This window comes from Flindersiella endophytica, assembly GCF_054779015.1.
This window is the reverse complement of the sequence record NZ_BAAGYY010000011.1, coordinates 81,024-95,367: the sequence shown is the minus strand read 5'-3', so window position 1 is coordinate 95,367 and position 14,344 is coordinate 81,024. Positions and strand designations below refer to the sequence as shown.

Here is a 14,344-nt window from a genome sequence, read left to right as displayed (position 1 = left end):
GGGGCGTGGTTAACCCGCCAATTACGTGGTTAACGTGGTCATTCGCCCACCGGGAGGGGGCCGGGAGCGGGCCGGCCGTCGGCGCGGGCACGGCGCCGGCCGCGCAGCTTCGCGCGCGGCTTCCACACCGACAGCACGAAGCTGAGCAGCAGCAGGGTCGGCGCCACGAACACCGGGTAGAGCAGGTCGCTCGAGATCTGGGCGCTCGTGTCGCCCGCGACCAGCCGCCGCCCGATCTCCGCCGCGTCGGCCACGCCCGGGCGCAGCGACAGCACGATCAGCGTCGACATCAGCAGGTTGGCCGCGAGCTTCACAGCCACCCACCAGTACTTCACCAGTCCGTACCTGCTGCCGAGGCCGAGCACCACGCCGGTGGCCAGCGACACCAGGCTGGCGCCGAACATCGGCCAGATCGCGAACATCGGGATCGCCTGCAGCGCGGTGCCCGCGACCCGCGGGTCGTCGGACAGGACGGCGGTCAGCGCCAGGGTTCCGAGCGCGATGTCCACGCCGAACCACAGCGCCGCCGCGATGATGTGCAGCACCAGGAACAGCTTGCGGCTCCGCCCGGTGAGCCGGAAGTCGCTGGACATGAGGGCTCCTCGCCTTCGCGGTGGATTGCGTTTCGGAACACCTCGATCGTCGCGATTCAGGCGGTTCGCGTCGTCGTCTCGGCCGCCGATCCTGGCCTACGCCGGCGGGCGTACGCGGTGCGTACGTCACGTACGCCCGCCGATGCCATTGACCCCTCAGTCGCCTACCGGTAATTTTCCGAGAAAGGCCGCCTCATAGGGAGTACACTCGCATGCTCCGAAAGTATCGACGGCACATCCGCGGGCTGCTCGTCCTCGCGCTCGCCCCGGCGCTCGCCGGCGCCCTCACGTTCACTCCCACGACGTCGTACGCCGCGACCTCCGCGACGATCAACGGCGCCACCGTCCTGCAGCCCATCGACGGCTTCGGGTTCTCGCAGGCGTTCGGCCGGGCCGCGATCATGCACGGCTCGCAAGGCCTGTCGGAGCAGAAGCAGCGCGAGATCCTCGACCTGCTGCTGAACCGGACCACCGGCGCGGGCATGTCCATCCTCCGGCTCGACATCGCGTCCACCGCCGCCTCGTCCATCCAGCCGACCGACCCGGGCGGTCCGAACGCGACCCCGCGCTACGTCTGGGACGGCGACGACGACGGCCAGGTCTGGCTCGCCCAGCAGGCCAAGGCGTACGGCGTCAGCCGCTTCTACGCCAACGCGTGGAGCGCGCCCGGTTACATGAAGACCAACGGCGACGAGGCCAGCGGCGGCTCGCTGTGCGGGCTGTCCGGCACGAGCTGCGCGAGCGGCGACTGGCGCCGCGCGTACGCCAACTACCTCGTGCAGTTCACCCGGTTCTACGCCCAGGAAGGCATCCGCATCACCGACCTCGGGTTCACCAACGAGCCCGACTGGACCGCGACGTACTCCTCGATGCGGTTCACGCCGGCGCAGGCGGTGGAGTACGCCAAGGTCGCCGGCCCGATCGCGGCGGCCGCCGGCCTCCAGCTCACCTGCTGCGACTCGTTCGGCTGGACCCAGCAGGCCGCCTACACCCGCGCGATCGAGGCCGACCCGCAGGCACACGCGGCCGTGCGGACGCACACCGGACACACGTACGCCAGCCAGGTGAACGCACCGCTGCCGACCAGCCGGCGCACGTGGATGTCGGAGTGGTCTCCGAACGGCACCACCTGGAACGAGAACTGGGACGACGGCAGCGGGTACGACGGCTTCACGGTCGCCCAGGCCATCCACACCGCGCTGACGACGGGCAACGCCAACGGCTACGTCTACTGGTACGGCGCCTCGCTCGGCGCGACCCGCGGCTTCATCCAGATGGACGGCGACGGCTACCACGTGTCGAAGCGCCTGTGGGCGATGGCGAGCTTCAGCCGGTTCATCCGCCCGTCCGCGACCCGGCTCGGCGCCACAACCGGCGACGGCAACCTGCGGCTGTCGGCGTACCGGAACGTCGACGGCAGCCTCGTGGTGGTCGCCCTGAACGCGGCGAGCACCGACTCCTCGGTGACGTACACACTGCCGGGAACCGGCGTCAACCGCGGCACCGCCACGCCCTACCTCACCAACGGGACGAACAGCATGGCTGCCCAACCCGCGGTCGCCGTCAACGGTGGCGCGTTCACGGCCACCGTGCCGGCCCGCTCGCTCGTGACGTACCGCATCGTCCGCCGCTAGCCGCCGCGGTCGCAGACCGGCCCGCCGCACACCTGGTGCGGCGGGTGGGGAGCGCGTTGCATCACCGGGTGTCGCGGTCAGCTGGTCTGCCCGCCGAGGGAGGCAGGGCCGCCGCCGAGCCCGCCCGCGCCAGGATTGTCGCCAGGATTGTCGCCGCGATTGTCGCCAGGATTGTCGCCAGGATTGTCGCCGCGATTGTCGCCAGGATTGTCGCCAGGATCGCCACCAGGATCGTCGCCAGGATCGTCGCCAGGATCGTCGCCAGGCGCGCTGCCGCCACGTTCTCCGCCACCCCACTTCGCCACCGACAGATGCCGCTGTCTTGACAACAAAAGTTGTCGGTGGATATCGTCGCGGTCGTACGGGAAGAAGCCATGATCGACGACGTCCGGACAGGGCGCCGCGCGTAGAGGAAAGGAAGACCGCTGTGAGAGTCACCGTGACGAGCATCCTGGTCGACGACCAGGACAAGGCGCTCGAGTTCTACACCAAGGCACTCGGGTTCACCGTGAAGAACGACATCCCGGTCGGCGACGCCAAATGGCTGACCGTCGTCTCGCCGGATGCGCCCGACGGCACCGAGATCCTCCTCGAGCCCGACTGGAACCCCATGATCCAGATCGAGGGCCAGCCTGCCGGCAAGGTGTGGAAGCGCACGCTCTATCAGGCCGGGATTCCGTGCACCGCGCTGACGAGCGACGACCTCGACAAAGAGTGCGCGGAGATGAAGGACCGCGGCGTGAAGTTCACGATGGAGCCGACGAAGACCGACTTCGGGAAGCAGGCCGTGTTCGACGACACCTGCGGCAACCTGGTCATGCTGACGCAGGTCGACTGACGCGGGCCAACCGACGCCGGTCCACCACCAGGACGACGCCGGCGGCACCCGTGTCGCCGGCGCGGACACCTCGGGGTAAGCCGGGCGCTCTCCACCTGTAACGTGCGGGAAATAGGTGCAGGTGAGGATTGAGGACGCCCGCCGGGCTCTACCGACAAAACGAGGTGCAAGCAGTGGACAAGCAGCAGGAGTTCGTGCTCCGCACGATCGAGGAGCGCGACGTACGGTTCGTCCGCCTGTGGTTCACCGACGTGCTCGGGTTCCTGAAGTCGGTCGCCGTGGCGCCGGCCGAGCTCGAGGGCGCCTTCGACGAGGGCATCGGGTTCGACGGCTCGGCGATCGAGGGCTTCGCCCGGGTCTACGAGGCCGACATGCTCGCCAAGCCCGACCCGTCGACGTTCCAGATCCTGCCGTGGCGCGGCACCTCGCCGGCCACCGCGCGGATGTTCTGCGACATCCTGATGCCGGACGGCTCACCGAGCTACGCCGATCCGCGTTTCGTCCTCAAGCGTGCGCTCGGCAGGGCAGCCGACCTCGGCTTCACGTTCTACACCCACCCCGAGATCGAGTTCTTCCTGCTGGAGAAGATCCGCAAGGGCGGTGGCGAGCCCGTCCCCGTCGACCAGAGCGGTTACTTCGACCACACACCCCACGGCATGAGCCAGGACTTCCGCCGCGAGGCGATCACGATGCTCGAGGCGATGGGCATCTCGGTGGAGTTCAGCCACCACGAAGGCGGTCCGGGCCAGCAGGAGATCGACCTGCGGTACGCCGACGCGCTGGCCACCGCCGACAACATCATGACGTTCCGGGTCGTGGTGAAGGAGGTCGCGCTCGGCCAGGGCATCAACGCCACGTTCATGCCGAAGCCGTTCGCGCAGTGGCCGGGTTCCGGCATGCACACGCACATGTCGCTGTTCGAAGGCGACCGCAACGCGTTCTTCGAGTCCGGCGCCGACTACCACCAGAGCAAGGTCGCGCGGTCGTTCATAGCGGGCCTGCTGCGGCACGCCGCTGAGATCACCGCGGTCACCAACCAGTGGGTCAACTCCTACAAGCGGCTGTGGCACGCCACTTCGCACACGGCCGGCGCCGGCGGCGAGGCTCCGGCGTACATCTGCTGGGGACACAACAACCGCTCGGCGCTGATCCGCGTTCCGATGTACAAGCCGGAGAAGAGCCAGTCGACCCGGATCGAGTTCCGGTCGCTCGACTCGGCGTGCAACCCCTATCTGACGTACGCCGTGGTCCTCGCGGCCGGCCTGAAGGGCATCGAAGAGGGGTACGAACTGCCGCCCGGCGCCGAGGACGACGTGTGGTCGCTCACCGAGGGCGAGCGGCGCGCGCTGGGGATCGACCCGCTGCCGCAGAGCCTGGGCGAGGCGATCAGCTTGATGGAACGAAGCGAACTGGTCGCCGAGACGCTCGGCGAGCACGTCTTCGACTTCTTCCTGCGCAACAAAAAGGCGGAGTGGGAAGAGTACCGTCAGCAGGTGACCGTTTTCGAACGGGAGCGAATGCTCAACGTCTTGTAGAACTCTGCGCGGGAGGCGCCGATGCGGGTCCTGGTAACCGGCGGAACGGGCGTGCTGGGCAAGGCGGTCGTGCAGGAGCTGATCCGCCGCGACCACGACGTGACCGTGCTGTCGCGGCGCGACTCGCCGCCGGATCTCCCCGAGGGTGTGGCCGTGGCCCACGGCGACCTCGGCACCGGCGCGGGGCTGCAGACGGCGGTCGAAGACTGCGCGGCGATCGTGCACTGCGCGAGCGACATGCGCCGGCACCGGCAGGTCGACGCCGAGGGCACGCGGATGCTGGTGGAGGCCGCCGAGCGCGCGGGTAGCGCATCGTCTCGGCCGCATCTGGTCTACGTATCGATCGTCGGCTGCGACCGGATCCCGCTCGGTTACTACGGCTCTAAGGCGCTTGCCGAGCTGGCGATCGCCCAGTCGAAGCTGCCGTGGACCGTGCTGCGCGCGACGCAGTTCCACGACCTCCTGCTCGCACTCGGCGACTACCTCTCCAAGTCGCCGGTCGTGCCGCTGCCGCGCGGCGTACAGGACCAGCCGGTGTCGGTGCTCGACGTCGCGTCTCGGATAGGTGAGCTCGTCGCGGCCGGGCCGTCCGGGCGGGCCGACGACTTCGGCGGGCCGGAGGTACTGCCGCTGGAGCAGTTGCTTCGTTCGGTGGTGGCGGCGCTTGGGCGAGAGCGCCGGTTCGTCAGCGTTCCGCCGATGGGCAAGGTGTTCCGGGGTTACGCAGCAGGGCATCACCTGGCGCCCGGGCTGCCGACGGGTGGTCGGACGTTCGCCGACTATCTCGCCGAGCACGTACACAAGGACGACGACGGGCAGGTCAGGATCGACCGGCCGTACCGCCTCTCGTGAGCTCGCTTCCACTGCTGGTGATCCAGCATCAGGACACTTGCACGCTGGCCGCGTTCGACGACTGGTTGCGGACGGCCGGTGTCTCGGCGTCGGTCGTGCGGCCGTACGCCGGCGACTCGTTGCCTCGCGACCTGGCCGGCTGCTCGGGGGTGCTGGTGCTCGGCGGTTCGGCCGGGCCCAACGACGATGCCGCCTGGCCGTGGCTGCCAGGCGTACGGGCGTTGCTGCGGCTGGCGGTCGCCGACGGCGTTCCCGTGCTAGGGATCTGCCTGGGCCACCAGTTGCTGGCAGCGGCGTGTGGCGGCGTTGTCGAACGCAGCTCGTTCGGGCGGCGGATGGGCGTGTTCGCCCTGGAACTGACGCCGGAGGCCGCGGACGATCCGGTGGTCGGCGCGCTGGCGCAGGGCGCGCGGGCGGTGCGGTCGCATCAGGATGTCGTGGTCGCACTGCCGCCAGGCGCGGCGCCGCTGGCGTGGGCCGACGGCGTCAACTACGCGTTCCGGCTCGGCGCGAACGCCTGGGGCGTGCAGTTCCACCCCGAGGTGACAGCGGCCGTGGTGGCCGACTGGGCGACCCGCCTCAGCGCGACCTACCGAGAAGCCGGCGAGGACCGCGACGCCGAGCTCGGAGCGGCGGCGGCCGAGGTACGAGCGGCCGAGCCGGAACTGCTGGACGGCACCGGTCGCCCACTGGCGCTCGCGTTCGCCGAACGCCTGCGGGCGACCTGAGCTCTTCCTCCGCGCCTCGTCTGCCTTTCCGCTGGGCCTAGCGGCCGCTGCGGAACGGTCCGAGGCGAGGCTTGGCGATCCTGCCCTTGCGTACCTCGATCACGTCGGTCGCGTTGCCGTGCACACCGCTTGGGAGCTTGGCCTTGACGAGCCACTTGCCGGGCTCCAGGTCGACGAAGCCGAACCAGCCGGCGCCGTCCGTCACCCGGCCGGGCACCTTGCGGCCCGTACGCAGGCTGGTCAGCTCGACCGGCACCTGGTCCAGCGCACCGCCGTTCGTCAACAGCAGCTTGCCGACCACGTGACCGCGCGTCGGCCGGGACTTCCACGGCATGTCGGGCACTCGCGCGGCCTCGGCGAACAGCGGCGTCTCGCCGTTCGGGTCGGTCGTCGTCAGTGCGGCGGTCAGCGCGGCCCGCTCGGCTTCGGCCTTCGAGGCGTCGGCGTTGGCGACCGAGCTCGCGACGGCGTAGGAGTAACCGCTCCAGCCGACCACCCGGTTGCCGGCCGCGCTGGGCGCCAGCGCCTTGCGGGCCTGGAGAACGCTGTCGCCGACCGTGTTGAGGTAGACCGCCGGTCCCACGACGTTCTGCCGCCGGAACTGGTTGTCGGCGAGGATCTCGTTCCACTCGTCGTACATCTGCTGCTGCTCGGGAAGCGAGTTCCGCTTGTAGTTCATGGCGACGACCGAGTCGATGACGCCCTCGGACAGCCACGCCCGCCAGTCCTGCAGGACTTCCGAGTACGTCCGGGTCTTCTCCCAGCCGCCCTCGGTCTGCGGGCCGTACCAGTAGGTGATGCCGTTGATCGACAGCCGGGCCGACGGGTCGATCTCGTACATCGACAGGTAGATCTTGCGGACGTACGCCGTCACTTGGTCGCGCCGCCACTGGCTGAACTGCGCGTCGGTCGGCTCGGGCCGGTCGGTGCGTCCCGTCGCCGCCGCGAACCGGGCGAGCGAGACGTCGGAGTAACCCCAGTCGCTCTGGTAGTTGACGGAGTTGTAGTCGGGGAAGCGGATGTAGTCGAGGTTGATCCCGTCGACGTCGTACTCTCGGACGATGCTCTGATAGCCGCGAATCATGTAGTCGACGGCTGCGGGGTTGGTGATGTCGAGGTTCCGCATCGTCGCGCCGCCGATCTCGGAACCGTCGACGCGCTTGTTCAGCCAGCGATCGGCGCCGGTCGCGGTCTCGCCGTGCGTGTGGAAGATGTGGTCCGGCTGCGGCGGGGGAGCCGTGGTGTTCCAGATCGGCGTGGCGTTCACCCACGCGTGCACCTCGATGCCCTGGGCGTGCGCCTTCTCGATCACGTAGTCCAGCGGATCGTACGGCGCAGGCGCGATCGCGGCGTTCGTCCGGGGGAACGTGGACCGGTTGCAGTAACAGTCCATCCAGCGGCCGACCTGCACGATCAGCGCGTTGACCCGCATCGCCCTGGCGTCGGCGACGAGCTTGTCGACCTGCTGGGGGTTGTAGATGCCGTCATGGAACGAGTCGACCCAGAGACTGCGCCATTGCGCGTCGGGCCTGGAGGTGTTGCCTCCTTCGGCTACAGCTTGCTGACTGGCAACGGCCAACGGCAGCACTCCCAGAAGCACCGCGGCAGCCGTGGTGAGCGTGGTGGCAAGGCGTCGCATGCCCCACAGCGTAGGGAGATTTCGCTCCGCCGTCCGGTGATGCAAATTATTGGCGCGGATCGGCCGGGAGCGCGCCGAGGAAGTGCAGTTTGTCCGCCGTCAGGCCGCGACCGGGGCGGTCTCCTGGGACGTTGGCCGCCAGCCTCGGGTGGACGTCGGAGCCGGCCGGGTCGTCCAGCCGGAGCTCCAGCCTGGTCTGGAACAGCTTCTTGACGGCAGCCGGGAACTCGTCCCAGCGTTCCGCCGTGGCAATGACGTGGATGCCGCAGCCTCCACCGTGCGCCGCCAGGGCGGCGACGGCCGGCTCGTGCTCGGTGGGTAGGGCGCCGGCGCTCCAGCCGTCGATGACCAGGAAGACGTCGGGCGGGAACGGAGACCTGTGGTGCATCCGCTGCTCCAGCGACGCGGTCAGCTCCGTTACCGCGGACGGCAGAGCGAACCGGACCTGGTTCGGTGTGTGGGTCGTGGTCAACGCCTCGATCAGCGAACGCAGCAACGTGGTCTTGCCGCTTCGTGCCCGGCCGACGATCGCGACGTTGCCTCGGTCTCCGGACAGGTCGAGCCACAGCGCGTCCTGACGGTGCTCGAAGGGCTTGTCGACGACTGCGACTGGGATCCGCAGGCCGCCGGTGGTCCGCTCGGGCGGGAGCAGCGTGTCGAGGTTCGGCGGCTCGTCCAGCGGCGGCGGCCAGATCCGGTAGGCGGGCGTGCCCTTTCCACGCAGCCGCTCGCCGATCGTCCGGGCCGCTTCCGGGGAGACCTCCGCGGCGCGGAACCGTTCGAGGGTGTCGGTGCCGGCCTTGAGGTAAGCGATGCCGGGGTGGTCCGGCTGCTCGTGTGCGTCCGGCACGCCGATCACCGCCCGGCTCTCGGCCGCGGTGTTCGTTCGGAGGCCGAACCGGTAGGCGAGGTACCCGTCCAGTCCACGGAGTCGCCCGTCCTCCAGCCGGTCGGCGGCCAGGAGCAGATGAACGCCGAGACCGCGCCCGACCCGGCCGATCTGGACCAGCAGGGCGGCGAAGTCCGGGCTGCTCCCGAGCAACTCGGAGAACCCGTCGATGACGACCAGCAGCGAGGGCATCGGGTCGAGCGGCGCCCCTTCGATCCTGGCGTCCGTGTAGGTGTCGCGCGAGGTGTACGGGCCGGCTGCGTGCAGCAGCGCCTGCCGGCGGGTCAGCTCGCCGGCCAGCGTGTCGCACAACCGGTCGACGAGCTCCGGCTTCAGGTCGGTCACGACTGCCGAGGTGTGCGGAAGCTGGTCCAGGTCGCGGAAGGAACGGCCGTCGCCGGAGTCGACCAGCAGGAAGTTCAGGTCGTCCGGTGCGTGGGTGAGGGCGAAGCCGTAGAGCAGCGTACGCAGCAGCCCGGTTTTGCCCTCGCCGACGACCATCCCGTGCGGCCCCATGCCGTCCAGCGCCGCCGGCTTGATGTCGAGCTCGATCGGCCGGCCGGAGTCACCCAGGCCGACCGGCACCCGCAGCCGGTCCCGAGGTGACCGTGGCCGCCAGGCGACAGCGGGATCGATCGCGCGTGGATCGCCGATGCCCAGCAGGTCGGTCAGCTCGGCCCGTTCGCCCTGCTCCATGGCCCGATCCTGGCGGGTGGCGTCGATGTTCGGCAACGCGGGGGCCGGCCGTGCCCGCCCCCTCTACGCGAGCAGATCGGGCCACGCGTGTGGGGGAGCGCCGGCACGACGATTCCCCGACGCCCGTTTGGTACCGGGTTCCGTTTGGTACCGGGTTCCGTTTGGTACCGGGTTCCGTTTGGTACCGGGTTCCGTTTGGTACCGGGTTCCGTTTGGTACCGGGTTCCGTTTGGTACCGGGTCCCGTTTGGTACCGGGTCCCGTTTGGTACCGGGTCCCAGTTGGTACCGGGTTCCATTTCGAGCGGTAGATCAGCGCACGATCGGGCCTTCACCAAGATCTCCTCGCCCGCGCTGCCAGCTGAGACCGTCCGCCACTTCCCAGGACGGTCGTGGAGCCAGACAGCCGTCGTCGGCGGTTGCGGCACGTCGAGCAAGCAGCCCGGCCCGCCGGTGCCGTCGTGAGATCATCGGCTGGTGACCGACGCGCGTGGTCTTGGCGCTGGGCGGCTTGCGCGGTTGGGATTCGCCGATCCCGAGCGGGCCGCCGGCTGGATCGCGCAGCTCCAACCCGGCGAGCCGGTCGAGGCGATCGTGGCCTCGGCCGCCAAGGCGGCCGATCCCGAACAGGCGCTCAACGGTCTCGTCGGCGTACTCGAGGGCCTGGACGCCCGCGACGCCGACGACACCGACCGGGCCGAGCTCAGCGCGGCCATCGCCCGCGACGAGGAGCTCCGCGACCGGCTGCTCGGCGTACTCGGTGCGAGCGCCGGCCTGGCCGAGCACCTGCGCCGCCATCCCGAGCACTGGCGGGAGCTCGCCGATCCACAGCTGACGACCGTACGCCCGGCCGCCTGGGCGCTCCGCGCCGAGATGCTGGCCGCGGTCGAGCGGGCCGACAACCCCGTCGACGCCATCCGGGTCGAGTACCGGCGCCTGCTGCTCCGCCTCTCGGCGCGAGATCTCGCGGGCGGCGCCGGCAACCTGCAGGTCGACGACGTGGCCGCCGAGCTGGCCGACCTCGCGGCGGCCGCACTCGACGCCGCGCTCGCGATCGCCACGGCCGCGCTGCCGGCCGACGCCGCTCCCGTCCGGCTCGCGATCATCGGCATGGGCAAGACCGGCGGCCGGGAGCTCAACTACGTAAGCGATGTCGACGTCATCTTCATCGCCGAGCCGGCAAGCGACAGCGGCTCCGAGGACGCTGCCCTCCGTACCGCCACGCGGCTCGCCGCCCACGTGATCCGCGCCTGCTCCGACCACACCGTCGAGGGCACGCTCTGGCCCGTCGACGCCGCGCTGCGACCGGAGGGCCGCAACGGCCCCCTCGTACGTACGGTGAAGAGCCACCTGACCTACTACCAGCGCTGGGCCAAGACCTGGGAGTTCCAGGCGCTGCTGAAGGCCCGTCCGATCGCCGGCGACCTCGAGCTCGGCGCGGAGTTCGCCGACGCGGTCGCGCCGATGGTCTGGCAGGCCGCCGGTCGCGACGGGTTCGTCGAGGACGTGCAGGCGATGCGCCGGCGCGTCGTCGACCACATCCCGGCGGGCTCGGCCGACCGCGAGCTCAAGCTGGGGCCGGGCGGCCTGCGGGATGTCGAGTTCGCCGTCCAGCTGCTGCAGCTTGTCCACGGCCGGTCCGACACCGCGCTCCGCAGCCCGTCGACGCTGGTCGCGCTCGAGGCGCTGACGGCCGGCGGATACGTCGGACGAGCTGACGGCGCCGCACTGGCCGAGGCGTACCGCTTCCTGCGTTCGATGGAGCACCGCATCCAGCTGTCGAAGCTGCGCCGCACCCATCTCCTCCCCACCGACGAACGCGAGCTGCGTGCGCTCGGACGTTCGCTCGGCTTCATGAAGGACTCGATCGCCGAGCTGAACAAGGAGTGGCGGCGGCACGCGCGCGAGGTACGCCGGCTGCACGAGAAGCTGTTCTACCGGCCGCTGCTGGCCGCGGTCGCCCGGCTCCCCAGCGAGGAGCTGCGCCTGACGCCGGAGGCGGCCCGGGCCCGGCTCGCCGCGCTCGGCTACCACGACGCGGCGGCCGCGCTGAAGCACCTGGAGTCGCTCACCTCGGGTGTCTCCCGGCGGGCCGCGATCCAGCGGACGTTGCTGCCGGTGCTGCTCGGCTGGTTCGGCGACGGACCCGACCCGGACGCGGGGCTGCTGGCGTTCCGGCAGGTGTCCGACACGTTGGGGACCACGCCCTGGTACCTCCGGCTGCTGCGCGACGAGTCGCTCACCGCCGAACGGATGGCTCGGCTGCTCGCGTCCAGCCGGTACGTCGTCGACCTGATCCGGCGGGCGCCCGAGACGATCGCGATGCTCGGCCACGACGAGGAGCTGGCGCCGCGGTCGGGTTCGTTGCTGGAGGCGGAGATGCTGGCCGCCGCCCGCCGGCACGACGATCCGGTCGAGGCGATCGCGGGCGTACGGGCAGTCCGGCGGCGCGAGCTGTTCCGCGTCGCGGCCGCCGATCTGCTAGGCCTGCTGGAGGTCGACGCGGTCGGGCTCGCGCTGACCGAGATCGCGGCTGCGACGGTTTCGGGTGGGCTGGAGGCGGCGCGCCGCGCGATCGAGGCCGAGCGGCGCGCGCCATTGCCCACTCGGGTCGCCGTGGTCGCGATGGGTCGCTTCGGCGGGTACGAGATGGGCTACGGCAGCGACGCCGACGTGCTGTTCGTACACGAGCCGTATCCCGAGGCCGAGGAGCGGGCCGCGACCGATGCGGCCCTTTCGGTGGTCGCCGAGCTGCGCCGGCTGCTCGCCGTACCCGGCACCGACCCACCGCTGGCGATCGACGCCGACCTGCGTCCGGAGGGCCGGCAGGGTCCGCTGATCCGGACGCTGGCGTCGTACGCCGCGTACTACGAGAAGTGGTCTTCGCCGTGGGAGGCGCAGGCGCTGCTGCGCGCGCATCCGGTCGCCGGGGACGAGGGGTTGCGCTCGCGGTTCGAGGAGTTGATCGCGCCGTTGCGCCGGCCGCCCGGCGGGGTGTCGGACGACGACGTACGCGAGATCCGGCGGATCAAGGCTCGCGTGGAGGCTGAGCGGCTGCCGCGCGGTGCCGACCCGGCGACGCACACGAAGCTCGGCAGGGGCGGCTTGGCCGACATCGAGTGGACCGTGCAGCTGCTGCAGTTGCGGCACGGCGCGCGGATCGAGGGCCTGCGTACGACTATGACCGGGCCGGCGCTGCGGGCGGCCGCCGAGGCGGGGCTGCTGTCGCCGGACGACGCCGAGGCACTGATCGAGGCCTGGCGGATCGCCACCCGGATCCGTAACGCGATCATGCTGGTCCGGGCGCGGGCGTCCGACCAGCTGCCGCGAGATCCGAGGGAGCTGTCGGTGGTGGCGCGGGTGCTGGGATACGGACCGCAGGAGGCCGGCCGGCTACTCGACGACTACCGGCGGCTGACCCGGCACGCCCGCGCGATCGTCGACGAGGTGTTCTGGGGCTGGGCTCCGTAGGTCTGTCGTGGTCTGTCGGTGGTCTGGGGCAGACTGCTTCCGCCGAAGCCAGGACCCCGCGGGCAGAGGAGCACGATCGATGGGATCGCACAGCCGTAGCAATCGTCCGCCGCCGGCGGAGCAGGTGGCCGAGACGCTGGCTGCCGCCGCACAGCAGGCGCCGGTCGCTGCCGGCCGGCTGACACCGTTGTTACGGCTGCTGTTCGACCTCGACGCCGCGCATCCAGGGCGCGTCGACCGCGAGGGCGAGGCGTTGCTCGACCGGCTGCTCGCCTCGGCCTGGACGGGCGGCTGGCAGCTGGCGGATCTGGTCGAGCTCGCCCAGCGCCGCTTACCCGCGGCGCGCCCGATGCTGATCGACGCGATGGCTGCCGAGCACGTCAAGTACGCCGAGTCGACCGTCGACCCGCGGTGGCGTGCGCAACTCGACCAGCTCGGCGCGCGGGCGTGGTGGCAGCCGGATCGGCCGTTGCTTCCGCAGTGGGCGCGGAGGGATTGTCTGGCTCGGTCGGAGCTGCTGCATGGCGTGGTGAGCTTGGCCGGATTCCTGCTGGCGTTGCCCAAACTGCCTCGCCTGCTGCCGCCGCCAGGCTCTGCCTATGGGTCGGCGTCGGGGGCTGATCGCCCGGCCGACGTCGACGAGAAGGTACTGGCCCGGATCCGGGCGCTGCTGGCCAAAGCCGAGTCGACCGACTTCCCCGAGGAGGCCGAAGCCCTGTCCAGTAAGGCACAGGAGCTGATGGCCAAGTTCTCGCTCGACCGCACGCTGGTGGATGCGTCGGTTGAGGGGTCGCCTGCCGGCGCGCAACCACTCGCCCGCCGGATCTGGCTGGACGCGCCGTACGTCTCGGCCAAAATTCACCTGGTCAGCGCAGTGGCGACAGCCAACCGTTGCCGCACCGTCTTCACGCCGGACTTCGGCTTCACCACCATCCTCGGCGACGAGGTCGACCTGCGGCTGGTCGAGCTGCTCGCCACATCCCTGCTCCTGCAGGCCAACCGCGCCATGCTCCGCGCCGGCCGCGGCCAGTCGCGTATCCGCTCGTTCCGCCAGTCCTTCCTGATTGCCTACGCCACCCGCGTCGGCGAACGCCTCCACGAAGCCGCAGCCGCCACAGAACGCGAAGCTGACGCCGCCGCCAACGGCCGCCTGCTCCCAGCCCTCGCCAAACGCGGAGAACAAGTAGAGGCCCTGGTCCAAGACCTCTTCCCCCGCCTAACCAACCGCGACGTCCGCGTCTCCAACCGCGAAGGCTGGGCAGCCGGCCGCACAGCCGCCGACCTGGCCAACCTGAACGCCCGCCACGCCCTCGCCTGACCCGCATGCGACGGGGTGGCAGGCTACGCCAGCGAATGCTGCGCAGCCGGTACCGACGGACGGACCGCCGCGCCATCGTCTGACGTGGCGTGCAGCGCAGCCGCCGTGCCCCACGCCGCTGCGACCAGTTCCCGCGATGCGACGGCACCAGCA

The 14,344-nt window shown here is 70.6% G+C and carries 11 protein-coding genes; 7 read left to right on the top strand and 4 right to left on the bottom strand.

Annotation, left to right across the window (positions count from 1 at the left end; all coding sequences use genetic code 11):
- Positions 1–38 precede the first annotated feature (38 nt).
- Complete coding sequence (locus tag ACYVF6_RS11550) at positions 39–593, bottom strand: hypothetical protein (protein WP_460519945.1); 555 nt, start codon at positions 591–593, stop codon at positions 39–41.
- 212 nt (positions 594–805) lie between these two features.
- Here ACYVF6_RS11550 and ACYVF6_RS11545 point away from each other — a divergent pair, with 212 nt between their 5' ends.
- A complete protein-coding gene (locus ACYVF6_RS11545; RefSeq protein ID WP_460519942.1) occupies positions 806–2,227 on the top strand; it encodes a glycoside hydrolase family 30 protein in 1,422 nt (473 codons plus the stop codon).
- 77 nt (positions 2,228–2,304) lie between these two features.
- On the opposite strand, the gene ACYVF6_RS11540 is transcribed toward ACYVF6_RS11545, so the two are convergent.
- Positions 2,305–2,532: a hypothetical protein gene (locus tag ACYVF6_RS11540; protein WP_460519939.1), complete on the bottom strand. Its 228-nt coding sequence runs from the start codon at positions 2,530–2,532 to the stop codon at positions 2,305–2,307.
- Positions 2,533–2,654: 122 nt separating this feature from the next.
- On the opposite strand from ACYVF6_RS11540, the gene ACYVF6_RS11535 reads away from it, so the two are divergent.
- From ACYVF6_RS11535 to ACYVF6_RS11520, 4 genes are all read left to right on the top strand, one after another.
- Positions 2,655–3,065, top strand: a complete 411-nt coding sequence (locus tag ACYVF6_RS11535; protein ID WP_460519936.1) for a VOC family protein — start codon at positions 2,655–2,657, stop codon at positions 3,063–3,065.
- Between the two features lie 173 nt (positions 3,066–3,238).
- Positions 3,239–4,600, top strand: a complete 1,362-nt coding sequence (locus ACYVF6_RS11530; protein WP_460519933.1) for a glutamine synthetase family protein — start codon at positions 3,239–3,241, stop codon at positions 4,598–4,600.
- A gap of 21 nt (positions 4,601–4,621) precedes the next feature.
- A complete protein-coding gene (locus ACYVF6_RS11525) occupies positions 4,622–5,452 on the top strand; it encodes an SDR family oxidoreductase (RefSeq protein ID WP_460519930.1) in 831 nt (276 codons plus the stop codon).
- A complete protein-coding gene (locus tag ACYVF6_RS11520) occupies positions 5,449–6,180 on the top strand; it encodes a type 1 glutamine amidotransferase (RefSeq protein WP_460519927.1) in 732 nt (243 codons plus the stop codon). The genes ACYVF6_RS11525 and ACYVF6_RS11520 overlap by 4 nt, the downstream gene beginning before the upstream one ends.
- A 37-nt stretch (positions 6,181–6,217) precedes the next feature.
- Here the strand turns inward: ACYVF6_RS11520 and ACYVF6_RS11515 are convergent, their stop codons facing one another.
- Positions 6,218–7,819, bottom strand: coding sequence for a glycoside hydrolase family 10 protein (locus ACYVF6_RS11515; RefSeq protein WP_460519924.1), 1,602 nt, complete (start codon positions 7,817–7,819; stop codon positions 6,218–6,220).
- Between the two features lie 46 nt (positions 7,820–7,865).
- Positions 7,866–9,404, bottom strand: coding sequence for a type VII secretion protein EccC (locus tag ACYVF6_RS11510; protein WP_460519921.1), 1,539 nt, complete (start codon positions 9,402–9,404; stop codon positions 7,866–7,868).
- Between the two features lie 475 nt (positions 9,405–9,879).
- Between ACYVF6_RS11510 and ACYVF6_RS11505 the strand changes: the two genes are divergently transcribed.
- On the top strand, positions 9,880–12,873 hold the full coding sequence (locus ACYVF6_RS11505; protein ID WP_460519917.1) for a bifunctional [glutamine synthetase] adenylyltransferase/[glutamine synthetase]-adenylyl-L-tyrosine phosphorylase: 2,994 nt from the start codon (positions 9,880–9,882) through the stop codon (positions 12,871–12,873).
- Positions 12,874–12,952: 79 nt separating this feature from the next.
- Entirely contained in the window at positions 12,953–14,191 is a 1,239-nt protein-coding gene (locus ACYVF6_RS11500) for a DUF2786 domain-containing protein (RefSeq protein ID WP_460519914.1), read from the top strand.
- Positions 14,192–14,344: the final 153 nt, after the last annotated feature.

What these genes read in the sequence shown, in the direction of transcription:
- ACYVF6_RS11525 (WP_460519930.1), top strand. Translation starts at nt 4,622, where the DNA reads ATGCGGGTCCTGGTAACCGGCGGAACGGGCGTGCTGGGCAAGGCGGTC.
- ACYVF6_RS11500 (WP_460519914.1), top strand. Translation starts at nt 12,953, where the DNA reads ATGGGATCGCACAGCCGTAGCAATCGTCCGCCGCCGGCGGAGCAGGTG.
- ACYVF6_RS11545 (WP_460519942.1), top strand. Translation starts at nt 806, where the DNA reads ATGCTCCGAAAGTATCGACGGCACATCCGCGGGCTGCTCGTCCTCGCG.
- ACYVF6_RS11550 (WP_460519945.1), bottom strand. Translation starts at nt 593, where the DNA reads ATGTCCAGCGACTTCCGGCTCACCGGGCGGAGCCGCAAGCTGTTCCTG.
- ACYVF6_RS11515 (WP_460519924.1), bottom strand. Translation starts at nt 7,819, where the DNA reads ATGCGACGCCTTGCCACCACGCTCACCACGGCTGCCGCGGTGCTTCTG.
- ACYVF6_RS11510 (WP_460519921.1), bottom strand. Translation starts at nt 9,404, where the DNA reads ATGGAGCAGGGCGAACGGGCCGAGCTGACCGACCTGCTGGGCATCGGC.